Annotated in this window: 23 protein-coding genes, 2 pseudogenes and 1 other annotated feature; of the genes and pseudogenes, 7 read left to right on the top strand and 18 right to left on the bottom strand. The window is 46.9% G+C overall.

The genetic code is table 11. The features are described from left to right. Window positions 1–58 precede the first annotated feature (58 nt). The gene (locus tag JCM19037_RS01840; protein WP_042397240.1) at window positions 59–661 is read left to right on the top strand and encodes a hypothetical protein; all 603 of its coding nucleotides are present in this window, start codon (window positions 59–61) and stop codon (window positions 659–661) included. Between the two features lie 58 nt (window positions 662–719). After that, entirely contained in the window at window positions 720–890 is a 171-nt protein-coding gene (locus tag JCM19037_RS25440; RefSeq protein ID WP_193744629.1) for a hypothetical protein, read from the top strand. A gap of 806 nt (window positions 891–1,696) precedes the next feature. Here the strand turns inward: JCM19037_RS25440 and JCM19037_RS01835 are convergent. From JCM19037_RS01835 to JCM19037_RS01780, 14 genes and pseudogenes are all read right to left on the bottom strand, one after another. Continuing rightward, window positions 1,697–2,611: a ketopantoate reductase family protein gene (locus JCM19037_RS01835; protein WP_042397238.1), complete on the bottom strand. Its 915-nt coding sequence runs from the start codon at window positions 2,609–2,611 to the stop codon at window positions 1,697–1,699. After that, window positions 2,608–2,784 carry a hypothetical protein gene (locus JCM19037_RS25435; protein ID WP_193744628.1) on the bottom strand — a complete coding sequence of 59 codons (177 nt, stop codon included), beginning with the start codon at window positions 2,782–2,784 and terminating at the stop codon, window positions 2,608–2,610. The genes JCM19037_RS01835 and JCM19037_RS25435 overlap by 4 nt, the downstream gene beginning before the upstream one ends. Beyond that, window positions 2,724–3,997: pseudogene (locus tag JCM19037_RS01830) on the bottom strand (MDR family MFS transporter). Before JCM19037_RS01830 ends, JCM19037_RS25435 begins: the two are co-directional and overlap by 61 nt. Before the next feature lie 22 nt (window positions 3,998–4,019). Then, window positions 4,020–4,406 (bottom strand): VOC family protein, encoded by a 387-nt coding sequence (locus JCM19037_RS01825; protein ID WP_042397235.1) that lies wholly within the window; start codon window positions 4,404–4,406, stop codon window positions 4,020–4,022. After that, window positions 4,403–5,603, bottom strand: a pseudogene (locus tag JCM19037_RS01820) (Bcr/CflA family efflux MFS transporter). The gene JCM19037_RS01825 and the pseudogene JCM19037_RS01820 overlap by 4 nt, the downstream one beginning before the upstream one ends. Window positions 5,604–5,682: 79 nt before the next feature. Beyond that, the gene (locus JCM19037_RS26430; protein ID WP_238544488.1) at window positions 5,683–5,820 is read right to left on the bottom strand and encodes a hypothetical protein; all 138 of its coding nucleotides are present in this window, start codon (window positions 5,818–5,820) and stop codon (window positions 5,683–5,685) included. A 5-nt stretch (window positions 5,821–5,825) separates the two neighbouring features. Then, complete coding sequence (locus JCM19037_RS01815) at window positions 5,826–6,632, bottom strand: nucleoside recognition domain-containing protein (protein ID WP_052363433.1); 807 nt, start codon at window positions 6,630–6,632, stop codon at window positions 5,826–5,828. A 9-nt stretch (window positions 6,633–6,641) separates the two neighbouring features. Then, complete coding sequence (locus JCM19037_RS01810; protein ID WP_042397231.1) at window positions 6,642–7,628, bottom strand: TauD/TfdA family dioxygenase; 987 nt, start codon at window positions 7,626–7,628, stop codon at window positions 6,642–6,644. 131 nt (window positions 7,629–7,759) lie between these two features. Continuing rightward, complete coding sequence (locus JCM19037_RS01805) at window positions 7,760–8,233, bottom strand: GNAT family N-acetyltransferase (RefSeq protein WP_042397228.1); 474 nt, start codon at window positions 8,231–8,233, stop codon at window positions 7,760–7,762. A gap of 194 nt (window positions 8,234–8,427) precedes the next feature. After that, on the bottom strand, window positions 8,428–9,228 hold the full coding sequence (locus tag JCM19037_RS01800) for an ABC transporter ATP-binding protein (protein WP_042397227.1): 801 nt from the start codon (window positions 9,226–9,228) through the stop codon (window positions 8,428–8,430). Continuing rightward, window positions 9,228–10,259: an iron chelate uptake ABC transporter family permease subunit gene (locus tag JCM19037_RS01795; RefSeq protein ID WP_042397224.1), complete on the bottom strand. Its 1,032-nt coding sequence runs from the start codon at window positions 10,257–10,259 to the stop codon at window positions 9,228–9,230. Before JCM19037_RS01795 ends, JCM19037_RS01800 begins: the two co-directional genes overlap by 1 nt. Then, on the bottom strand, window positions 10,256–11,221 hold the full coding sequence (locus JCM19037_RS01790) for an iron ABC transporter permease (RefSeq protein ID WP_042397222.1): 966 nt from the start codon (window positions 11,219–11,221) through the stop codon (window positions 10,256–10,258). Before JCM19037_RS01790 ends, JCM19037_RS01795 begins: the two co-directional genes overlap by 4 nt. A gap of 42 nt (window positions 11,222–11,263) precedes the next feature. Beyond that, complete coding sequence (locus tag JCM19037_RS01785; RefSeq protein ID WP_042397220.1) at window positions 11,264–12,313, bottom strand: ABC transporter substrate-binding protein; 1,050 nt, start codon at window positions 12,311–12,313, stop codon at window positions 11,264–11,266. 203 nt (window positions 12,314–12,516) lie between these two features. Further along, window positions 12,517–13,776, bottom strand: coding sequence for an MFS transporter (locus tag JCM19037_RS01780; RefSeq protein WP_042397217.1), 1,260 nt, complete (start codon window positions 13,774–13,776; stop codon window positions 12,517–12,519). Between the two features lie 49 nt (window positions 13,777–13,825). Between JCM19037_RS01780 and JCM19037_RS25430 the strand changes: the two genes are divergently transcribed. Next, a complete protein-coding gene (locus JCM19037_RS25430; RefSeq protein ID WP_193744627.1) occupies window positions 13,826–13,993 on the top strand; it encodes a hypothetical protein in 168 nt (55 codons plus the stop codon). Between the two features lie 3 nt (window positions 13,994–13,996). Here JCM19037_RS25430 and JCM19037_RS01775 read toward each other — a convergent pair whose 3' ends face one another. Next, window positions 13,997–14,506, bottom strand: a complete 510-nt coding sequence (locus tag JCM19037_RS01775) for a GNAT family N-acetyltransferase (RefSeq protein ID WP_042397215.1) — start codon at window positions 14,504–14,506, stop codon at window positions 13,997–13,999. Between the two features lie 217 nt (window positions 14,507–14,723). Continuing rightward, window positions 14,724–14,989: a binding site (T-box leader), on the top strand. Window positions 14,990–15,006: 17 nt separating this feature from the next. Between JCM19037_RS01775 and JCM19037_RS01765 the strand changes: the two genes are divergently transcribed. The 3 genes from JCM19037_RS01765 to JCM19037_RS01755 are packed head-to-tail and all read left to right on the top strand — an operon-like array spanning window position 15,007 to window position 17,931. After that, window positions 15,007–16,218, top strand: coding sequence for an MFS transporter (locus tag JCM19037_RS01765; protein WP_238544499.1), 1,212 nt, complete (start codon window positions 15,007–15,009; stop codon window positions 16,216–16,218). Window positions 16,219–16,235: 17 nt separating this feature from the next. Further along, complete coding sequence (locus JCM19037_RS01760; RefSeq protein WP_042397209.1) at window positions 16,236–17,522, top strand: phosphotransferase; 1,287 nt, start codon at window positions 16,236–16,238, stop codon at window positions 17,520–17,522. Between the two features lie 4 nt (window positions 17,523–17,526). Continuing rightward, window positions 17,527–17,931, top strand: coding sequence for a hypothetical protein (locus JCM19037_RS01755; RefSeq protein WP_042397206.1), 405 nt, complete (start codon window positions 17,527–17,529; stop codon window positions 17,929–17,931). Window positions 17,932–18,984: 1,053 nt separating this feature from the next. Here the strand turns inward: JCM19037_RS01755 and JCM19037_RS01745 are convergent. From JCM19037_RS01745 to JCM19037_RS01735, 3 genes are all read right to left on the bottom strand, one after another. Then, window positions 18,985–20,130 (bottom strand): serine hydrolase, encoded by a 1,146-nt coding sequence (locus JCM19037_RS01745; protein WP_042397202.1) that lies wholly within the window; start codon window positions 20,128–20,130, stop codon window positions 18,985–18,987. Between the two features lie 117 nt (window positions 20,131–20,247). Further along, entirely contained in the window at window positions 20,248–21,243 is a 996-nt protein-coding gene (locus tag JCM19037_RS01740; RefSeq protein ID WP_238544487.1) for a serine hydrolase, read from the bottom strand. Further along, a complete protein-coding gene (locus tag JCM19037_RS01735) occupies window positions 21,240–21,818 on the bottom strand; it encodes a TetR/AcrR family transcriptional regulator (protein WP_042397199.1) in 579 nt (192 codons plus the stop codon). The genes JCM19037_RS01740 and JCM19037_RS01735 overlap by 4 nt, the downstream gene beginning before the upstream one ends. A gap of 211 nt (window positions 21,819–22,029) precedes the next feature. On the opposite strand from JCM19037_RS01735, the gene JCM19037_RS01730 reads away from it, so the two are divergent. After that, window positions 22,030–22,581 carry a hypothetical protein gene (locus JCM19037_RS01730; protein WP_042397197.1) on the top strand — a complete coding sequence of 184 codons (552 nt, stop codon included), beginning with the start codon at window positions 22,030–22,032 and terminating at the stop codon, window positions 22,579–22,581. Window positions 22,582–22,633 lie beyond the last annotated feature (52 nt).

The following is a 22,633-nucleotide window of genomic DNA, read 5'->3' as shown; positions in this document are numbered from 1 at the left end:
ATAGCAAGCTCGGTCTCGTATACCGAAACAGTCTTCGTGATTATGTGACGTGGAGTGCGTGGTTTGTCGGGATATTGATGTTCTTGTTCATCATTCTAACACGTTCATGATTGCATTAAACGACGAAATGACATGGACGTTTATGGAAGGCGGATTATCATCTGCGACAATTTTCATGCTCGTTCTCGGTACCCTATCCATGGGCGGCTACGTCACTCAATACGTCTCCAACGGCATTACCCGTCGTGATTACTTCTATGGCAAGATGCTCACTGGAATGAGTGTAGCGGTTTTGATGACAGCCGTCGTTTTGTTATTCTCCCTGTTGTCTAATGGCTTCATTTCTTGGTTCAATCTCGAGGAAAACTTATCCGTACGTATCATTGACGGAGGGGTGGCTGCGGACTACGGAAACTTGGCGTGGCTCCGCCTGCTTCTCTTGCTCAACCTGTTCTTCTTCCTCGGCTGGTTCATTAGCGCTGGCTTTTATCGACATTGGCTGTTCGGCTCGATTAACATCATCATTGCTGTCTACATTGGAATTGTCGGAGATCATCTGATGAGTACCCTACTGGCCACAGCGATCTATTGCATCATTGCCATAGCTATCGTCATCTTTATCCTTAAAAAGATGACAAAGCGGATAGAAGTGAAACCATAGAGACCGCTTGCATGTTACACTAGTGGACGGAAATCATTCGTACAGATAGGTGAAGAACATGCTAGCACTACTCTTGTTAATCGTGATCGTCTGTCAATTGGCCGTTGTAATCGGACAAAACAAAAAGCTCATCGCACAGAACACTCACATTGTCCAAAAACAAAATACGGACATCATCGATCAAAACGTAGAAATCCTCTCTCGACTCGATTCAGAGAAGCGCGACTAAACCCCCTGCCGTCATGCGGCAGGGGGTTTAGCTTCGGCCCATACGGGGTCCAATCTGTCCCCGAGTTAAGGTGTAACTGTTACCTAGTTCGCTAAAATACCGTTTAAATTCTCGTTTTCACTGAAACTAGGGTACAGATTCATTCAACTTGAGAACAGATTACTCTCTCGCACAAAACCGAAAATAAACCGATCGATGTTTAGTTAGGGCGCTGGAAAAAGAATTTTCAGAGGACTCTCCGGAACAAAACAGAGTACCCCCGGAATTTTGTTCCGGCTAGAGGGGCTCTCCGGAACGAAAAGGAGAGCCGACGTTATTATGTTCCGGAGGGCGCTGGAAAAATAGTGAATTACTCATAAACTTACTCGTTAACACAATCCATCTGTTGAAATCCGTGTGGGGATTTCAACAGATGGAGCGTTGCAATCGTAAATTATCCCACATAGAACCGTGATATGTGGGGATATAGCCTTTCTACGTGGGGATTCACGCTAAAAAGGGTTCCTCTATTTAAGAAAATCCCATCAAAGACAGAGTCTACGTGGGATTTTCTATCGATAACAAACGACACACCGTTATGCGTTCTTCAATTTCTATTTTTCAGCGCCTCCCCATTACTGAAGACTGGGCACCGACTAGGGCGCAGGGTGAAAATCCTACCATAGCAGAGTGATATTCATGGGAGTATCTAAGTATAAGCGTGAGCTACTGAAAAAGCGTCTCTCCGTCTACACCACTCGTTAACACGCATCATCTGATCCAATCAATTTAACGTTTACAATTCCCCTTTTTCAATGGCCTCATGTTTAGTCGGTCGGGTGTTCCATCGCCCTCACTAAATGATAGAGCATGTCATTTACCGGCGTAGCAACGTTGTATTTCTTGCCGAGCTCGGCGGCGCGCTTTCCGAAGTACTCATTTTCGGTCGTGCGCCCGGCTTCGATATCTTGGAGCATAGATGTCTTCCCGTCGGCGCCGACTTGCGTCCACACATCCGTGAAGAACGTATCAATTTCTTCCACCGCTAGGGGAATGCCCGCTGCTTGCGCGACGAGGACGATTTCTCGCATGGCGCTTTTTGTGACGTGCAACAAGTCCATCGAATCACGAAGTGCCCCGTGCGATGCTCCCATAATCGCCGTGACCGGGTTCACTCCCGCATTTACCATAAACTTATGCCACAACTGATATTCCATATTTTCAGGGACAGCATGCGGGATGTTTGACTCGGAAAAGACGTGTGCCAGTCGCTCGACACGGGTGCTCAGTGCACGATTATCACGCTCACCGAAATAAAGGATGCCCGGATAGGTGTACGATATTTTGTTCTCCTTTTTCAACGCATCGATCCCGTTGGTGAGACCGTACAACACGCGGGACTCTTCGTATTGGGCGGCAATGACCGCTTCGCTATCAATTCCATTGAGTAGCGATAATAACGCGGTGTCCTCACCTACAAGTGGCTCAACGAACGTCACTGCCGCCTGCATTTGCGGGTTCTTCACTGTGAATATAATCACATCGATAGGCACGTCCACCTCTTTTGGTGTCGCAAACGTGAGCGGCACGCGCTCGCCGTTTACATAGATGCCTTCTTCTTCTGCTCGGGTTTTGCGCACAGCATCCATCACGCAATACAACTGAACATCGGGATTGTCGTGCAAAAGACGTGCATACACGGCGCCAACGGCACCAACTCCGACGAGTGCAATATTCATCATGCAGTCCCCCCTTTTCTTTCTTTGATTCTAAACAAGCCGAGCGTAAGCACGAGACCTACAGCAGCAAACAGAAACGATGCGAAAAACGCCGACTGCACACCTTCTAAAAACGTTAACGGGTTCTCGCCACCGGCTTCTGGTGCGGCTTTCGTAATGAACGAAATGATAAACACGAGCCAATCGAACCGCCGAATTGCCGGGCAGTGTTCGTGATCGCCGTCCCGTGAGAGATGAGTTCATTCGGCAACGCGTTGAGGGCCGCGGTCGTGAGCGGCATGTTAATCATCGCAATGCCTGCCATAAAGAACATGAAAAGCACGGCGGTGATTGGGATTCCCGTGTCGGTTGACAACACGACGTAATACGTGAGCGTCGTTGAGCTGAGCAAAATAAAGCCGATGAGCGCGAGCCATAAACCGCCGTACCGATCAAACCATTTGCCGGCCACGAGCTCATCACCGCGAGCGTCATCGCCCCTGGAAAGATAATGAGGCCAGAGTCAAACGCCGAGTACAACTGTACATTTTGCACAAACATCGGCAAAATCGTCTCGACGGCAATAAGCAAACTAAATGACAGGGCCGTAATGACGATGACAAGTGCAAACAACGGACGTTTGAACGTGCGCAACTCCAACATCGGCTTTTCCAAACGTAACTGTCTGAAAATAAAGAGGAGAAGTGCGACACTACCGATGCCGATCATGAGCATGGCGGTCGTACTTGACCCTGTACTGTTAAACCCGTACAAAATCCCGCCAAACGCGACGCTGGAAAGGAGCACGGATAGCACATCGATTTTCGCTGGGCGCTGTTCGGTAACGTTCTCCATGTATCGATAGATGAAACCCATTAATAATAAGACCGCCGGAAGCGTCACGTAAAACACCGCGCGCCAACTAAAGCTGTCGACTAAGAGACCGGAGATGACCGGACCGATCGCAGGTGCCACGTTGATGACAAGACCTACAAGACCCATCGCAAACCCTCGTTGTTCTCGGGGGTACACGAGCAATAGCACGGTTTGCATTAGCGGCATCATCATGCCTGAACCGGCGCCTTGAAGAATCCTTCCGACGAGAAGCGTACCAAAGTTTGGCGCGAGCGCGGCAACGAGTGTGCCGATGAAAAAACTAAAGACCGCTGCCAGAAGCAGCGCTCGTGAAGTGAAACGGTCAATGAGGTACGCGGTAATTGGCACGAGAATCGCAATGGCGAGCATAAACACGGTCGTTAGCCATTGCACTTCGGTTGCGTTAATCTCAAAGTCACTCATGATTTGCGGAAAAGCGGTGATGAGTAAAAATTGATTAAGTACGGAAATAAATGATGCGGATAATAAGATGCCGACGAGCAATCGTCGTTTTCCTTTTGTGTACGTCGTCATCGGCACCTCACCCTTTCAACTCCTACTTCCCACGTTCGACAAGCTGTAACATTTCACCACTCGGTCCTTTAAACAAAATCATTTTCCCACCATCTAACGTCGGTTTCGTTTGTTCACTCAAGAAAGCGATGCCTTTATCTTGAAAGGCTGTGATCGTTTCTTCGATGTTGTCGACGGTGAATGCTAAGTGATTGACGACACTAATCTCGGCATACGTCTCAGTCGGGTTTAAGTCACGAATGAGTTCTATCTCTACATCAGGTGTGTCCGGCAAGTAAAGGAATGCCATTTCTCGAATGTCGTTCGACCCTCGAAGACGAAGCACAAAACCAAAAAGGTCTTCATAATAGCCGATTGACGTGTCCATATCGTTGACGATTATTGCTACATGTTCCATTTTACGAATCATCGTTGATCGCTCCTTTGAATGAGTACTACGTATGATAAAAATGCCAATGCGGATGTGGCAAACAGTATAAAGCCCATCGGGATGGCAGACGTTTCACTCATCCAACAAGCGGGGCAACCGCGGCACCAATGAGGAGTGGAAATACGCCAAGCAGCGCACTCGCACTGCCTGCCGGTGCCCTTCTTTTTCAATGGCAAGTGTGAATGAGCTCGTTAAAATCATCCCCATGCCGGTCATGTAAATAAAGATCGGTACGACAATCATAAACAGCGGCCCTTCAATGATCGTCATGACGAGCAGTACACTCGTAGCAGCAACGCCAATGATAAGCGCCGTATAAAGCAACGTCCGTTCGCGCACAACGCCGCTATAGCGCCCGATCACATGAGAACCAATCACCATTGCGAGGCCGTTAATGCCAAAGAGTACACTAAACATTTGCGGACTCACTTCATAAATGCTTTGGTAAACGAATGGCGTGCCTGCCACATACGCAAAACTGCCTCCGTGAGCAAAACCAAGGGCGAGGGCAAACCCCATAAACGTTCGCGTCCGCATTAAGTCATAAAACGTGGCGAGCGTATGCTTTAACGATCCTGGAGACCGACGCTCCGCAGGCAACGTCTCTTTTAAGCGGAAGAACACGATGAGCACGACGAGTAGACCCATCGCGGCAAGTGTATAGAATATCCCATCCCATTCCATGCCAGGAATGATCAGAATAGCACCACCAGCAAGCGGGGCAACGATTGGCGCAACGGCATTAATGACCATTAACAGTGCAAAAAATTTCGTTAACTCTTTTCCATCAAACACATCCCGGACGACGGCACGGGAAACGACGAGTCCTGCAGCTGCGGTAAACCCTTGCAAGAACCTGCCGATAATGAGCGTTGTAATGTTTGGTGCAAGCGCACAAACAACTGAAGCGAGCACGAATAGTGAAACTGAAATCATGAGCGGGCCGCGGCGCCCTCTCGCATCACTAATCGGTCCAATGACGAGTTGTCCTGCGGCAAGACCTAATAAACAAGCGGTTAAACTAGCTTGCACGAGTGATTGTGAGGTTGACAAATCACTTGCAATCTCGGGAAATGCAGGTAAGTACATATCAATGTTGAGCGGCCCGAGCACGGTCAACATGCTAAGCATCATGGCGAGAGCAAATCGCTCTCTGCCTGTAGGGGAAGCTGTCATAAATCGTGGAACCTTTCAAAGTATTCTATTGTTATAGTTTAGCAATGTATAGCGCAAAGGGGAAGTAGGTTTCTTCGTTTCATGATACCGTTTGTTGCTCCGTATTTAAGCTTTTCTTCATCGGCCTCTTCCACAACCAGGCGACAACGAGCAGCAATACAACTGCACCGACAAACCGAAACAGTAGCAACCATAGTACGTTTACCCCGAGTGGCAAAAAGATTATCGTATCTTCAATGACGCATGACAAATTGCAAGATACAATATAAGTAAAGTGAGCTCTCGTTTGCTGAAATTCTGTTCCTTTGCTTCCTGAATGATCACACTTGCCCCGTAGATCAACCCAAAGATCATGCCACTTCCTATGACGATCGCACCTCTTTGTGAAATGCCTAACGGTTGAAGAAGAGGCTTCATCCATCTCGTAAAGAAATCGAGCAACGATAGATCATAGATAGCTTGAATGACGACCATAAGCGGGATGACAATCATCGCCAATTGCAACACGGCGCCTAGACCCGCTCCAACCGCTTCTAAAACAATGCTTCCCCAAGCATCTTGATTCATCGCAGGCTCTACAACCGTGTAAGCTGCCTCTTCTCCCCCGTCTGGATACAGAAGATTCACAAGCATGCCAAAGAGCATCGCCATGCCGAGACGAACTGTCACGACAAGCCAGATGCTCACTCGAATCTCTTTTAGAAACGCCGATTCTAATATGAGGTTGTGGGAGAAACTAAGCATCACTGCGAGGATGAACACTTCTTTCATCGTCAAGTCCATCGCTAAAATGGAACCGATGCCTGCGTACAACTGCAAGTTGCCGAGCACAAAGGCAATGGCCGCTTCACCTGGCAGGCCAAACAACCTCGTAAACGGGGCTAACAGTTGCGACAGCTGGTCGATGACGGGTGTATGCCGCAAAATGACGATGAGCGTCGTAATCGGAAAAATAATCCTTCCGAGTTTCCACGTAGAATGAAGACCTTTGCCGAGTCCTTTTTTAATATCGATCTTAGCGCGGCTCAATCCAGTCCCCTAATGGCGCGCACGTATATGTAAAATCGACGAGTAGATGTTGAATCGGTTTGATGTTCTCAATAACAAACATCCGTTGTAGCCAACGGTCTTTCCCATCAAACCGCGGATGAAATGTGGACCGTCCATGAACGTGACACGGTTATCCATAATCACAAGCTCCCCTGGTTGAATGACTTGAGACACAACCACTTTCTTGAGCGCATTTTTCAAGCATTCGAGCGCCCACTCCGCATCTTCACTCACCCCTTTCATTAATGAAAAATGGATCGTCATGGCGGGCTCCTCTCGACTCCCGCGTAAAACAGGGAGTGTGCGGGCTTTTATGTGTTGCTGCTCAAACATCTTTGTTGGCTGAATGCGAAATAACGGCGCTTCTAAAATAGCGATTGCCGTTTCTGGAACATGCTGAATCGCTTCTATTATTGAAGCTACCGGTGTTTCTGCCAACCCGTCATGATCGCTACGCAACCCGACTAATCCTAAATAATCCGGACGAAACGGATGGTAGGCATTCTCTGTATGAAAATCAAAGAACTTTTTAGAGCCTGTGTGTTCCGTCGTGTCGCCATCGGTTTCAATTGGACAGATGTTGTTGATGAGAATGCCGTCTTTTTCTTCTGTATAAATAATCGGATCTCCGAGCAGCATGAGCGTCATGAGCAATGTGTATTCGCTTCGGTATGTATGCTTATCTGTTGCTGGTTTGGCATCTTTTGGTGTGGGCGGTAAACTCGAGTCCACAGGGACATTCGTTAGCTTAATAAACCCTTTTCGATTCGGATTTCTCTGGAATTGTTGAATTCGCTCGCGAATAGAAGCAGGGAATTGATCGTTTGCTACTTTTATTACGTGTCGTAGATGGTCGGCCGGAATACGGTGGACATCGATTGGCGGGAGTTGATCAATGAGCTGTTCCATCCCGCGCCTTTCTGTTTCTGTTAACTGAATTATTGTCTCGTTCATCTTCATGTTTGAAGTTGGCATCGATGCAAGCACACTCCTTATTGTATCTTTTATACTAAATAATACTAACTTTCAGATTAATTTTACATAAAAAACTACTTTTTGTAAATGAATTCCAGTCCACAAAAAAGCCATGCCGTTTGGCATGACCTTTACTGAGCGTGGCGGTGCTCCGCTCTTTTTTCCATAAACACAAATTGTGTATCTTCAACATCTAATTTGCCTGTTTTGTAAATGGTGTACCCGAGTTTCTCGTACACAGCGATGTTCTTCTCTGACTGAGCACCTGTAAACAGACGGAACGTCACGTCGGTGAAGTGACTCTCAATCTCTGTCATGAGAATTTGTCCGATGCCTCGGTTTCGGCAGGCGGGGTGAACCATTAGCTTATTAATATAGCAAATGCCATTCTCTTCATAACCCCGGACTGAGCCGATAATCATGCGGTCTTCAACGTATTTGAGAACGATGTTTTTTTGAAATGAAGCTTTGGCTGATTCTAAATCTTCTTGCAAGGGCATGATTGTGTAGTCATTATAGATCTCCGCTTCGGATACGTACGCAAGCTTCTGTAAATTCAAGATCTCACATGCGTCTTCAATCGTCGCTCTTGAAATTAACTCCATCTGATCATCACCCGCTTTCAATTCCGAGTATTATAATGTGTTTAATATATTATATCGCACATTCATATAAATAGGAAGGGCTTTTGTCTTGTGACTCTTTACCCGTTTTTAGCGTATGTTATGCGCTTACATTTCATCTTAATCGAACTTGGTCTGAGAAACAAGAAGGGCGCGACCGAAATTCATCGCGCCGTTCATCGGATGTGATGCCTACCTTTCGGTATTATTAACGGTGACTTTGACACCGGATCTTGAATCACTTCACAGTCTAAATCAAAAATGTTCTTGATTTGTTCACTCGTAATGACGTCTTGCGGCGTCCCTTCGGTGACGAGCTCGCCTTGTTTCAAGGCGAACATGTAATCTGCGTAACGCGCGGACAAATTGATGTCATGAAGAACCATAAGAATTGTCGTTCCTTGTTTACGGTTTAAGTCGGTGAGCATATCGAGAATTTCCACTTGATACGTAATATCAAGAAACGTCGTTGGCTCATCCAGAAACAAAATGTCGGTTTCTTGCGTAAGTGCCATCGCAATCCATACCCGTTGCCGCTGCCCGCCAGACAATTCGTCAATGTTTCGTTCAGCCAAATCAGCGATGTTCATCATTTCCATCGCCTCTGCGACAGCGTGATCATCTGCTTTCGTTCGACTCCTCATGAATGATTGGTGGGGAAAGCGTCCACGTCCTACCAGATCCGCAACTGTAATTCCTTCAGGTACGATGGGTGATTGCGGAAGCAGGCCAAGCGTTCTAGCGAGCTTCTTTGGAGGAATCGTATGAATCGCTTTGCCATCCAGCGTCGTCACCCCTCCGACTGGCTTTAGTAACCTACTCATCGCTTTTAGCAAGGTTGACTTCCCACAAGCATTCGCGCCAATAATGACATTAATCCGCCCGTCAGGCACTTTCAGTTGGATGTCTTTAAGGATGGTTTTATTTTCGTAAGCCGCTTCAAGCCCTTCAACGTGAAGCCGATCTTTCGTCTTCATTACAGATTTCCCCTCCGATTCATGCGAATCAATAGATAAAGCAGAAACGGTGCACCCATCATCCCGGTAATGACGCCAACAGGGTAACGTACATCAAAGGCAAATTGCCCTAAAAGATCCGCACCGAGAACGAGGGTTGCCCCGACGAGACCCGAACCGATGATGCTCGGCGAACCTTCACCCGTTAGTCTTTTTGCAATCGGTCCTGACAAGAAAGCGACAAAAGCGATTGGACCGGTCACAGCTGTAGCGAGTGCGAGCATAATGACAGAGGCCACGATTAATACAATTCTCGTACGATCGGTTTGTACACCGAGGGAGAGAGCTGCGCTTTCACCGAGTTCTAGCATTAACAGGTGACGGCCGGTAAACACGAGCAACGGAATACAGACGATCATCGAAATCGCTAGCGGCACGAGCTGATGCATCTGCACACCATTTAAGCTGCCACTCATCCAACGCATTGCGTTTGGCAAGTCTTCCTGCGCACCGATCATGAGCAAATACAAGATGGTAGCACTTAATATTGCCTGGATACCGATGCCTACGAGCACAAGTCTTCCGATGGAAAACCCGTTTCCTCTCGATAAGAAATAGATTACGACAACCGTCACTAAACCAGCGATAATTGCTGAAACCGATACGGTTGCTCGGCTCGTTTGCAATAGGAGGATGCACACAAGAGCGGCGACGGTAGACCCGGCAGTAATTCCCAAAATATCAGGATTCGCAAGGGGGTTGCGAAGCATCGTCTGAAATGTGTTGCCTGCAATACCAAAGGCGATTCCTGCAAGTAATCCGGCAAGCATTCTCGGCAAGCGAATCGTTTCAATCGCAAACATCATCCCTGCAATTTCTTCCCCGAGCAACACCCTTACGACATCTTGAACCGGGTAGATAGTGTTACCGAGCATGAGCATCGCCGTGCATAACATGAGTACGAGAAGAAACAGCGCACTTGTCACGACTGCTCTTCGAGTAAATCTTCTTCTTCTCTCATTTCGTATACGGCCAATTGTCGAATTCATCATAATGAACGCACCTTCATCCGAACCGCAAGCATGATGAGAATCGGTGCACCGACAAACGCGGTGACAACCCCTACCTCTAGTTCCCCTGGACTGCCGAGCAGACGACCACTCACATCAGAAACCGTCAAAATGATTGCACCTGTCATTGCAGAAAAAGGAATGATTAAGCGTAAATCAGGACCAAGCAAGAGACGCACGAGATGCGTGGACAATAAGCCGATGAACCCAATCGGTCCAGCGAGCGCTGTCGCTGCCCCGCAAAGGATCACACCGGCAAATGCGGCAATCAGACGAAGGACGCCAATTCGCACACCTTGTCCACTGGCGACCTCATCTCCTAAAGCGAGTGCATTCAAAGAAGACGCCGACATGATTGCAATTACAATGCCGACAATCAAAAACGGCAAGAAAATCATGATCGATTGCCAACTACCTGACCCGACACTGCCCACTTGCCAAAAACGAAACTGGTCCATCACATTCGTTCTTGGCAATATAATTGCGCTTACGATGGATGACAGCGCCGCACTCGTCGCCGCCCCAGCAAGCACGAGCTTGAGAGGTGTTGCTCCTGCCCTACCAAGTGAGCCTATGCCATATACGAACAATGCGGTTAGCATCGCGCCAACGAGGGCTAACCATATGTATTGAGATTGAGAGTTAATGCCGAGAAACGCCATGCCAAAAACGACAAACAATGCCGCTCCTGTATTCACACCAAGGATGCTAGGATCGGCTAGCGGATTCCTCGTTACGGCTTGCATAAGTGCGCCCGATATGCCGAGCGCCGCCCCGCAACATAAGCTAAAGACCGTTCTCGGTATTCTTTCTTGGACAACGCTTGCTGCATAGGAGTCTGCTTCAGACAGAGACAAGCCACTCATCAACTCTTCCCATGTTACCGCGCGGGAGCCAAAGGCAAGAGATAGCAGCGTAGATACGACCAAGAGCCAAGCGTACAGATGAGTACGACGGGCACTTTGCTTCTACGCTGCTTCCCTTCCTTATTCTTCCAAGTTATCGACAGCATCGGAAATGAGTTCCACATAGTCATCAATTGTATATTCAATCGAGAGTGGCGTCGGCGTCCCTGAAGCCGCAATTGCCGAGTTTCCACCAATCATAACGACTGAGTCTCTTTCAATAGCAGGAATTTGCCCAAGTCTAGAATCGGATTTTACGGATTCAAACAGCTCTTCATCTCCATAACCGATAATCAAGTCGGCACTGTTCAACACGTCGGCATTTTCAGCACTCAAACTCAATGAGAAATCATCGGTATCCTCAATCAATTCGACAACTTCATCTGGGTATTCTAAGCCAAGTTCTTCAAGAAAAGCGACGCGTGTGTCTGCTGGTGTATACAAATGCATTCCAGAAAAATCATCTGCGGAGAAGTTCACCCACACGATGGATTTTCCTTCAATTTCAGGATGATCGTTCACTCGCTCCTCAATAAGCGCCTCCGTATCTTCAATGAGTTGTTCACCTTCTGCTTCCATTCCCATTCCTTGTGCGTTCATCGTCACTTGTTCACGCCAGGAAGTGGTCCACGGAGAAGTTGGATACGGAACGACAGGGGCGATCTCGCTTAGCAACTGATAATCCTCCTCTGTAATCCCTGAGTATGCTGCAAGAATTACATCTGGATTGCTGTCAGAAATCGCTTCGAAATCAAGTCCATCAGTATCTTGGTAAATATATGGGTCATCTTCGCCTAACTCCTCAAGCTTCTGAGCTGTCCACGGAAGTAGCCCACTTTCGTCCTCTACACCGAAGTTCGCTGCAGAAAACCCAACAGGAACTACATCTAACGCTAATGCAACATCTTGGTTCCCCCACTGCACCGTGGCGACGCGCTCAGGTGTTGACGGAATGGTCGTCTCTCCGAATGCATGCTCGATGACGATCTCTTCGCTTTGTTCTTCGGAACCGTTGTCTTCGCCCCCGCTGTCAAGTTCCGCTTCTGTCGCATTCTCTGATTCCCCTGAACAAGCAGACACAACGAGCATAGCCGCTAGCAATGTATGTACGTGCAAAATTGATTTTTTCATGATTACCCCCTATTAATTGAAAACGATTATCATTCTCGATAATAGTAGAGTCTTTTTTCACTATTGTCAATCTTTTTTTGAGAACCGTTCTCAAGTAACCTTCCCTTCACGATGTTCGCTAGAAATGTAAAATGACAGACATCATGCGTCAAGAGGCGACATAAAACAAAACGTCCTCGGAATATTTTCCGAGGACGTTTTGTTTAACCTTTTTTCCGATACCAATAAACAATCGGAATGAGCACGAGTGATAATACGCCACCAAACAAGGATAAGGCTGTATAACTAGCACCTGCAACGACCATCCCACTCATTGCACCTCCAGTCGCACCGGCGAGCGCAATGAACACATCAACCGAACCTTGCGTTTTTGCACGATTGGCAGTGGTTGTGTTGTCCACAATAAGTGACGTACCGCTAATTAACCCTAAGTTCCAGCCGATGCCAAGTAAGGCAAGGCTCACAATTAATACGGTCAGATCATCTCCAGAACCAAACCCACCAATCAAGCCAGCACCGAGCAAGGTTACTCCAGCAGCAACCGCCATTGAAATTCTCCCGTAACGGTCAACGAGATACCCCGTAAATAGCGAAGGTAAGTACATCGCCCCAACGTGAATCCCGATAACGAGCCCGATCGCCCCCATATGGTGACCATGATGTTCCATATGAACAGGGGTCATCGTCATAATGGCAACCATGACGAGTTGGGTGAGAATCATGATGAGTGCACCGGTAATAATGCCACGGTGTAACGTTTTAGGGGCACTCTGCTCATCTTCTGTTTCGGCACCAGAGGTTTCAGCGGCTAACGCTTGAGCGATTAAAAACGGATCTGGGCGAAGCAAGATGAACAGTACGAGGCCGGCGAGTAAGAACGCAACGCCTGCAAGAATAAACGGTCCAGCTAGCGCAGGAACACCGATGGATAGGGCAAAATCTCCGAGCAAATCGACGAGGTTCGGACCAGCCACGGCGCCAAACGTCGTCGAGACCATCGCAATACTAACGGCTTTCCCGCGTTGTTTCTCGCTCGCTAAATCGGTTCCGGCATACCTGGCTTGCAAGTTCGTTGACGTGCCCGCCCCATAGACGAACAAGGACAAAAACAGCAAAAAGGCACTGCCTAAAACGGCAGCAAGTACGACGCCAAACGCACCAACAGCCCCTGCAAAGAAACCGAGAAATAGCCCGGTCCGACGGCCAAATCGTTGCGAGAGTCTACCGACAAGAAAGGCCGCCAAAGCCGAACCTAAGGTGAAGAGCGCTGCCGGAAGTCCGGCTAATGCTTCTGTCTGAAGCATTTCCTGAGCAAGCAAGGCACCGACTGTGATTCCCGCCGCAAGTCCAGCACCACCGAATACTTGAGAGAAACTAACGATAAAAAGTGTTCTCTTGTAAAGTTGTCTTTGTTTTTCCTTTGATTGAATGTATGATTGGATGACGGGGTCATTTTGTTTCATGATTTCCCTCGTTTTCGTAGATTCGAATATCTTTGAAGAGGTGCTCTAGTTGAAGACACTCTACTACATATCATCGGTCATATTTTTCGGTTTTGCAATGGTTTTATTTGCCCTCGGAACAGGGATTTTAGGGTACGGTAGCTTCATCGGTCTCGCCATCATTTACTTGATTGTTGCGACGTCGATGCATCGAGCTACCCCTGCATCGAGCTCCTAATAGTTACGATAGTTTTCGTCTGTACTGCCAAACGATGTTATTCGGTTCGTATTGGAGGTTCTTTCCGCGAAATTCTTCTTCATAGTGAAACTGGCGTGCTTCGTAAAACGGGATGCCTTTTTGGTTATCTCGCTGTACGGTCACGACTTGATCTTTGGCTCCGAACTGTTGTTGTTGCAGCGTTACGGCGTCAAGTAATTTCGAGCCAATGCCTTCATTTCGACGACTTGGATCTAAATAGATGACATACAATCGGCTCGTTTTGTCATCGATCATCCCGCCACCGGCAGCTCCTACGACCGCCTCACCGTCCAATGCCACAAAGTAACCGCCCCAGCGGGACGTCGGTGCGTTCACTTCAGTCGTAATACGCACGCGGTTGTAATACGCTTCGCAGTTCTTTTTGATCGTCTCTTCCGATAAGATTCCTTCAGACACATCTCGATACCCGGCGCGACATACACGGATAATCCCTTCCACATGCTCATCACCCGCCAATTGGACATGTACCATTCCATCACCTCTTTGTATTTTTGTACCAAGGAAAAGATGTTATCATTTAAATTATCGCATGAAAATTACAGGAGGGAATTAGTGAACAAGGTGATACGTATAATAATTTTTCTATGTGTGCTTGCACTTATGGCATACGCAATCTTTTCACTTTTAGCATAGCACGCAATTTTTTGTTTACATACCCGCGATTGAACGATATGATATGGAGTAATTTATAAAGGCGATGAAAAGAAGAGTACATCCACACGCTGTCTACAGAGACCTCAAGTTGCTGAGAATGAGGATGAGTTTGTGGGTCGAAGCAAATCTTGGAGCTGTGCAGAGGATTTATGAAATTTTTCGTAATGATGATGCAACGACTTCTCCCGTTATCGAGATAGAGTATCGCGGACGATTCTTCGCCCTGCCGTACTTGATAAGACTCCTTTAGCAATAGAGGAGTGAATTGAGGTGGCACCGCGATGACCGCTCGCCCTCAAAACCTATCGGTTTTGGGGGTGAGTTTTTTGATTGATTTTCACAAATGGAAATCTCCTTTGCTACTTTTAGCAGGAATTGGCATTTCCAATATTGGCGCTTGGGTGTACTTAATTTCTTTAAACTTAATGATCTTTGCTGAGACCGGCTCTGCATTAGCGATGGCGATCCTTTACACATTGGCTCCTGTTGCCGCCATTTGTACAAATGGATGGGCAGGCAGTTTTATTGATCGCACGAATACGCGTCGACTTATGATTGGACTGGATCTGTTTCGAGCGATGATTATCGCTTTGATTCCACTCGTTTCCTCAATCCCAATCATTTATTTGCTCGTTTTCATCGTCAATATGGGGAGTGCCGTTTTTCAACCAGCCGCAATGGTGTACATGACGAAACTAATTCCAAAAGAACAACGGCAACGGTTTAATGCACTACGAGGTTTCATTGATTCAGCAGGGATCTTAATCGGACCTGCAATTGCAGGTGTACTGTTTCTCGTCACGACGACAGAAATGACCCTATTCATCAATGCGGTTGCACTCGGATTGTCTGCCATTTTTCTTCTATTCTTGCCCAACGTTGATACAATGGATGATGAGGACCGAGTAAAAAATGTCACCTGGAAAGTGATCCTAGACGATGCGAAGGCCGTCGCAACGTTTAGCCGCTCACACATGTATATCTCGTACGTGTACGTTTTATTCTGTACGGTCACGATCTTCATGACGGCCATCGACTCCCTTGAAGCGGCGTTTGCCAAAGACGTTCTGATGATGACAGACACGTCGTATGGCTTGTTTCTCGTCATGTTTGGCATCGGTATCGTTTTCGGATCCACATTGAACGCGGCATTCACTAAATACTTGTCCTTACGCATACTCATTGGTGTAGGCACGCCGCTTGTAGGGATTAGCTATATGCTGCTATTCAGTGCTTCTAGTTTCATAATCGCCGTTATCGGCGGGCTTTTCATCGGCTTCTTTTTAACATTTGCGAACACCGGATTTTTAACTTTCTATCAGAACCACGTTCCTGCATCATTGATGGGCAGGTTTGACAGCTTATTCGGAATTTTTGAAGCGGTAATGATTATCTTACTCACACTCATCGTCGGGATCACCGCTGAAATGTTCTCGATTCGGGCCGTCGGTCTAATCACGAGCGTGCTGTTTTTACTATTCGGTCTGATCGTGCTGTTCTCGGTGATCGGGAGGGGACGACAAATATAGTTCCAAGGGGTTTTTTTATGCTTTATCAATTTCTCGTATATCATCAACCATCGAAAACGATGCTGTTTGACATTTCTGGTGATTCATTGACGTTACCTTCTTTTACTCGAAAAGAATTTCATGCGGCAGAAACGACACCAATTCATACATTCTTTTACGACGAGTACGGCTTGAACACGAATGTGTTACAACGTATAAAAACGGAGGACAGTCGGATCGTTTACGAGGTGGAAGTGCTTGACCGCGAACCACTTCACCATCATGCAGAAACGTCTTGGACGAGTCCCTTTAGCAAAAATGCGCTTTTGCAATTAGAAAAAAGCGAGGCAGAAGTGCTTAAAAAATGGAAAGCTGAGTTAAAAAAGAAAACTTTTCCTTGGTCTGAGTATGGCTTTCGAAGTGAAATTGAGTCTTGGGTGAAAACTGTGCTCAATGATCCCGATGCTTTCTTTCAGCAAATAAGAAGTTGGGAAAAAGGGGTGTTGTTAAAGGTTACTAGCTCTCAACAGAATGCCTATGTGAAAGTTGCTCCTCCGGTATTCAAACATGAGCCGCTTGTACAAAAATATATGGACCGGTACGGGCCAGAGGTGCTTGCGATTGATCCGTCGAAACATGCGTATGTGATGCGTGAAATGCGAGGCGAACTGCTCGGCGACTCGCTGGCCGTTGAGTTTTGGGAAGAAGCTGCTCGCAGGTTGGCCCAGTTACAAAGCGCCTTCTGCGAAGACGAGGGACGTCAGCGGCCGTCCATTCCTGACCGCAGTCTTGATGAAGTGATTTCTGCACCAATGCTCATTTCTACTGTGCAAGCTGTGCAGAATTGGCTCGCGCCTAAGGAAGTCATAAAGCTCCTTGCAAGCGTACCCGCTGTTGTGTCTTTACTTTCGTTACTGAAAACGAAACAGCTACAGTCCATTGACCATGGTGATTTTTTTGGTGGAAATGTGATCATTGAAAACGACGAGCCTTTCCTTTACGACTGGTCGAACAGTTGTCTGACTCACCCTTTTTTGAGCCTCGTTCACTTTCTCGAAGAAGTGGAGGCCGAGTTCTTAAAAAGTAACAGCGAAGACGTGTTGCACGAGTATTTACAACATTGGACACACGTTGAGAGGTTTGAAGTGCTACGAGACGATTTTGCCATCATGAAGTTACTGCATCCCATTTTCTATCTCGTCGTTCATGTGCAGTTCATTATGCCCGAACTCGGTCAAACTGCCGAAGACGAAGACATTATTGATCACTATTTAACTGAATGGTCTAGCAATGTATACGAGATCGATCAACGTTTGAAAGGATGATTCCATGTACGGCATCTCGCCACTCGTCGTTGTCGCGCTAGTCATTTGCTTTCTTCTGTATGTAGGTTTAAGTGTTGTATTCGGTAAAGTGTTTAGTGAGCAGGCTCGGAATAAGAAGCGAGTGTACACATGGACGTGGATCCTTTCTACACTCAGCTTTCTACTCGTTTCCTATTTGTTTTTGCAAAATACGATCCAAGACCATGTTGATATTTATGCGCATACCGATCAAGTCGATCACTATTTGCGCACACACTACCCAGATGAGGCGTACACCCTCCAACCTGAATATCACCCTTCGTCCCGTGTTGGTGACGACCTCTCTGTGCATGTCGAATTCACAGATTCTGATCGTGAAACGATGATTGTTGAATCGAATTTAAGTGACGGTGTTGTGCAAGAGCCTTAAAAGGTTCATCTGCGTTTGGCATTACGTAAGTTCACCCCTATATCTATATCTATGGGTATGGGAGTGGGAGTGCTGAAAATCGAAGAATTTTTTAGGGACATCTGATTTAACAAGACGATGGAATGTTTAAGAATGCGTATGAAGTGAATCATCGTTTGAGCTTTGCGCCGGACTCGTTTGGAGATTATTGGAATACAGCGGTTTTTTGCGAGTCAAATTAAATAGATTGATTCGACTTCACGATCGAGATTTACAGAGGAAATTAGTAGCGATTCGTGAAGCGATATGGAATGAACGAAACACTTTCTTGATTTGCACTGTTGGGTGTTGGGTTGGAGGGGGAGCGCGGTGCTATTTTGCTCAATTTGTTCCAACTGGAGCGCAGATTCAATGTCCATAACCGAGCAACCTGTCGGCCCCAGCGGGGCCGAAGCCAAATCGAACTCGGTTCGGCGCGGCTCGCGCCGACGTCTTGCTAGGTTTTGGCTTGGAAATGCAAAGGATGGTTCTCTGAACCCGTTGCCGCAGGGGATGGCGGCACATGCAGGCAAGACGAACGACCGTTCTGCGCGCGAGTCTCCCCCAGCTGCGCGCAAGTTTGCCCTTTTGAACGATTTTAGCGCCGATTTCGCCAAACTCGCGCGCAGTTTGTTCCAACTTGCGCGCAGATTCCAGGCTAAGTGCCAACTACACGTCGGCCCCGCCGGGGCCGAAACGAAACCGAACTCGGTTCGGCGCGGCTCGCGCCGACAGCTTGTTGGTACTTTGGGGCGAGGATGCATAGGTGATCCGGCAATCTGTTACCAAGTTTGTTCATTCTGTTCCCTAGTTTATGAGATTAGACCGCTTTTTCTGCGATTTTCCCAAACTTGAGAACAGTTCGGTCGCAACTCGAGCACAGTTTCCACTTTACCAAGCTTACCATTGGTTCTTGATGAAATTCTTTCGTTCAACTTATATTGTTCGATAACATCCGCGGGATGAGAATCTTACCATGGATGGTTCTACGGTAAGATTTAAGCCTAAAAAGCTAGCAAATTTGAGAAAATCCCATCATAGTGAATCCCCACCAAACTGCCGAACAAGCTCTGCCCGCCTGGCATCGTTACCGACGACATCTAGCTGAAAAGCGAGGATGCTGTTTTCGAGCTTGATCGTTTCATATCCGAGCACGTCGTTAAAGAACGCCGCAATTTCGGTGCGATTTCCTTGTTTGTCTTCTGCGTAAAGAGCGAAGGTGACGATGTAAGAAGTGGAACCACCTTTTCCACCAAGACGAGTGAATGTCGACCGTTTCTTCGAGTTGTTCAAAAGCCACTCTTCCAAGACCGGCTGCAAGTGGTCTTGAACCTCTTTTGCAAAATAACCATCTGAATTTATTTTCTGCATGATACTCGCGTATTCCCGCACCGTTGAACGGGTATCGCGTTTGGACACGATCTGGTCCAGTTTCTGATTATGCCATGCGTGCAACTTCACGTTGTCTTTGTACGAACCGTCATGATCGTTTTTTAACTTTTCATGGATGGTTAACGCTTGTTGTTCATAGGCCTCGCTCGACATGGCATCCATAAGTGCTGGAATTCTCTTGGCGTCTTCCTTATCAAAAATCTTCAGATCGTTGGCCTTTGCCACTTCGTACGGAATGATCATACTAGAGACGAATGGAACGATCCGGTCATGGTTGGACAATCCGAGTCGTTCGCGATGGCGATTCACGCGTTCAATTCCTAACCGCATGAGTAAGTATTCGGTATTGGCGTTGGAGCTGTGAGAAATCATCCCTTTGGCAACGTCCTCCAATGAGACAGCCCCTTCTTGCAAACGGTCGTTTGCTTCCACATCTGTAAGCCAACTTGGATGAGCGCCGCCATCTGTCTGAGGAATATGAAACCGGGCTAAGTCTGCGATGGGGATGCGCTCCGACGGATCAACTTCTCCGTTTGCCGCCTGCTCTGCATATTCAATGGCGACGATGATTTTCACTGTACTCGCCAAGTGTCTCGGCTCATCAGCCTGCTCCTCAACGAGCGTTTCCCCGTTTCTCATCACGAGCAGAGAAGAACGAGCTGGATGTTTACGAATGAACGTTTCGACGTAGTATGCATCTGGCTTTTGCTGCCAACTGAGTAACCGCCATAACCCTATAATCGCGAGCAAAATGACGAGAACGACAGCGGCTAAGACCCAATAGATCAAATTAATATCCCCCTGAAGCGAATCTTTTCCTTTATTGTAGCAGAATTCATCAAGTGGCTTGAATAATCCGAATCATCGCCTTGACCGCCGCACTATGCCCCCACCCGCTGCTTTGGTTCACCGTACCTGTAAAGAACAAATCCCTCTCTGGATTATAAAAGGCAAACGCGCCCGTTTGTCCCCAGAAACCGATAATTTCGTGAATCCGTTTGAATGGTGAGTAGATGCGCGGCACCCATAATTTTCCAAGCCAATCCCATAATAAAAAGAGCCTGGAAAAAAGATCAAACGCCATTCTTTTAACGATTCTAGCTGCTCTTTCGGGAAGAAATACCCGTTTGCGAATGTGCGCAAAAACTGCATCGTTTCTTCTGCATCTGACACGATGCCGCCTTCGGCACCAACCGAAGAAAAGTAAAGCGGCAGGCGGACCGTACTAGCTTTGTAATGGAGAGCGACTGGCTTCTCATCATATATGTCGGTGTATACGTATGTTTTCGTAAACCCTAACCGGTCAAAAATATAACGCTTGAACACTTCGGCAATGTTCATGTCTGTCTGATTCTCTATGATTCTACCTAACAGTTGATAGTTCGTATCTGAATAGTTCACTTTCCCTTTTTCGCCAGGTTTGAATTTCGGTTTCATTTGTTTCGTTAGACTCACCACTTGCTCCAACGGCCAGCGTTGATCTTTGCCCGCGAACAGATCGTCGGCAACAGCCGTGCCGTCCGCTCGTTTGTATGCAAAGTAATCCGGAATGCCTGACGTATTCGAGATAAGATGTTGAATGGTTAGATCCTTTGAATAATCAACACCATCTACAACATGAAGGTCGGTCATCACATCATCCGATAAGTACATATTGATCGGATCACTCAGTTGCAACCTACCTTCTTCCCTTAACATGAGAACAACTGCTGTCACATATAACTTCGTGACACTTGCGATAAAATATTGATCGTGCGCTTTCAGATTCCCAGCTGCGCCCGTCCACGAAAAGTCGCCGTCGCCTTGTTCGACACACAAAATGGCTCCCCAGTTATTTTTCTTGTTCGCCATTTGCTCCACGGTTTTCTGAAGAAAAGATTCATCCAAAACTCGGCCCATCATGCGTCCCTCCCTTTTCGAAGTCGGGCAGCACGCACCACGTCTTCAGCGGTACTGTCCATCATCTCGATCATTTTATCCATATCGAATTCTTTCAGAAATAACTCATTTGCAACCATGACTGAGAAGCCTGTCTGGAACGTTCTCATTTTGAACAAAATATCTTGAAGCTCTTCGTTAGTAAACTCTTGAAGTTCAGGGTCGTCTCTCATCTGATCAATAAGAACATCCCCCATCCCCTCATCATAGTCTTGCAAATAATCATTTTGATTCATGACAAAGTCTTTAAAAAGTACTGGATACTCTTTAGCAAATCTGAGACTTGCAACCCCAATATTCGCAAACGGCGAGCGACTCGTTTCTTCCGCCAACAAGCGGTGACTCACGTTCACAACCTGCCCAATCACCGCTTGTTTTAATGCGTCTACATCAGTGAAATTCACATAGATCGGGGCAATGGAACTACCTAACTGATCCGCCACTTTGCGAATCGTTATCCCATCAATCCCTTCTTTTTCAGCAATCGCAAACGCCGCTTCAACAATTTGATCCTTAGAAAACTTATTTTTTGGTGGCATAGAGACCTCTCTCTCGAATTTCTCACGATAAATAACACATGTTATATATCATACATTATACATGATATGTACCGGATGTGTTCGTTTTTTTGCGCTTTTCGTTTTAGAAATTCAAAGGGGATTAGTCCTGCAGATGAATCTCATACAATGTACTCAAAAACCACCCCCCACCTCCTGCTGTTGCGATATACTATCCTCAGGGGGTGTTTGTTTGCAATTTATCGTGTGGATGATTAGCGGATACGTGTTGCTATTTGTTCACGTTTGGGTGCACGAGCTTGGGCACTATCTTGTTGGCCGTTATGTCGTAAAGATTCCAAAAGAGAATATTCGCATCAAACTTACAGAGTACCCGCCCCATGTGGCGCTTAAAGATGAGCGCGGACAGTGGTTAAAGCCTGGCGATGAGCACGGCAACTATGTACATACCTATTTTAAATACGATACAGCCGGGAAGCACTCACTCATTTATGTGATGGGCGGCTTCATTTTTCAGAGTGTTTCGTTTCTTCTCGTCGCTTTTTTCATCGTCTACTTGTTCTTCAATGAACCCGGTATCTCAAACTTCATTGTTGGTGGCTCTTTTCTTTTCAATCTCGTTTACGTTGCAGGCGATTTAATTGGGTCTCGTGTGAAGCGAACGCCTATCGGAGACACGAGTGCGGCCTTGCAATTTGCACCTGTAAAAACGGTATTGATACTCAGCCTACTACTCGCAAGCTATGTAATCGTCTATATTTATGTTGGGTTTTTCGGTAGGTAGTTGCATTCAAGTTTCATTATTTAAGTACACACATTTGTCTGTTGAGAGTGAT

This window comes from Geomicrobium sp. JCM 19037, from assembly GCF_000698105.1.
GTDB lineage: Bacteria > Bacillota > Bacilli > Bacillales > Marinococcaceae > Geomicrobium_A.
The sequence above is the reverse complement of the archived record's forward strand: the minus strand, read 5'-3'. Positions and strand labels throughout refer to the sequence as shown.

Bases quoted from the DNA above. Each gene is read 5' to 3' on its own strand.
- JCM19037_RS25440 (WP_193744629.1), top strand. From the start codon at position 720: ATGCTAGCACTACTCTTGTTAATCGTGATCGTCTGTCAATTGGCCGTT.
- JCM19037_RS01835 (WP_042397238.1), bottom strand. From the start codon at position 2,611: ATGATGAATATTGCACTCGTCGGAGTTGGTGCCGTTGGCGCCGTGTAT.
- JCM19037_RS01825 (WP_042397235.1), bottom strand. From the start codon at position 4,406: ATGATTCGTAAAATGGAACATGTAGCAATAATCGTCAACGATATGGAC.
- JCM19037_RS01810 (WP_042397231.1), bottom strand. From the start codon at position 7,628: ATGCCAACTTCAAACATGAAGATGAACGAGACAATAATTCAGTTAACA.
- JCM19037_RS01805 (WP_042397228.1), bottom strand. From the start codon at position 8,233: ATGGAGTTAATTTCAAGAGCGACGATTGAAGACGCATGTGAGATCTTG.
- JCM19037_RS01800 (WP_042397227.1), bottom strand. From the start codon at position 9,228: ATGAAGACGAAAGATCGGCTTCACGTTGAAGGGCTTGAAGCGGCTTAC.
- JCM19037_RS01795 (WP_042397224.1), bottom strand. From the start codon at position 10,259: ATGATGAATTCGACAATTGGCCGTATACGAAATGAGAGAAGAAGAAGA.
- JCM19037_RS01785 (WP_042397220.1), bottom strand. From the start codon at position 12,313: ATGAAAAAATCAATTTTGCACGTACATACATTGCTAGCGGCTATGCTC.
- JCM19037_RS01780 (WP_042397217.1), bottom strand. From the start codon at position 13,776: ATGAAACAAAATGACCCCGTCATCCAATCATACATTCAATCAAAGGAA.
- JCM19037_RS01775 (WP_042397215.1), bottom strand. From the start codon at position 14,506: ATGGTACATGTCCAATTGGCGGGTGATGAGCATGTGGAAGGGATTATC.
- JCM19037_RS01760 (WP_042397209.1), top strand. From the start codon at position 16,236: ATGCTTTATCAATTTCTCGTATATCATCAACCATCGAAAACGATGCTG.
- JCM19037_RS01755 (WP_042397206.1), top strand. From the start codon at position 17,527: ATGTACGGCATCTCGCCACTCGTCGTTGTCGCGCTAGTCATTTGCTTT.
- JCM19037_RS01740 (WP_238544487.1), bottom strand. From the start codon at position 21,243: ATGATGGGCCGAGTTTTGGATGAATCTTTTCTTCAGAAAACCGTGGAG.
- JCM19037_RS01735 (WP_042397199.1), bottom strand. From the start codon at position 21,818: ATGCCACCAAAAAATAAGTTTTCTAAGGATCAAATTGTTGAAGCGGCG.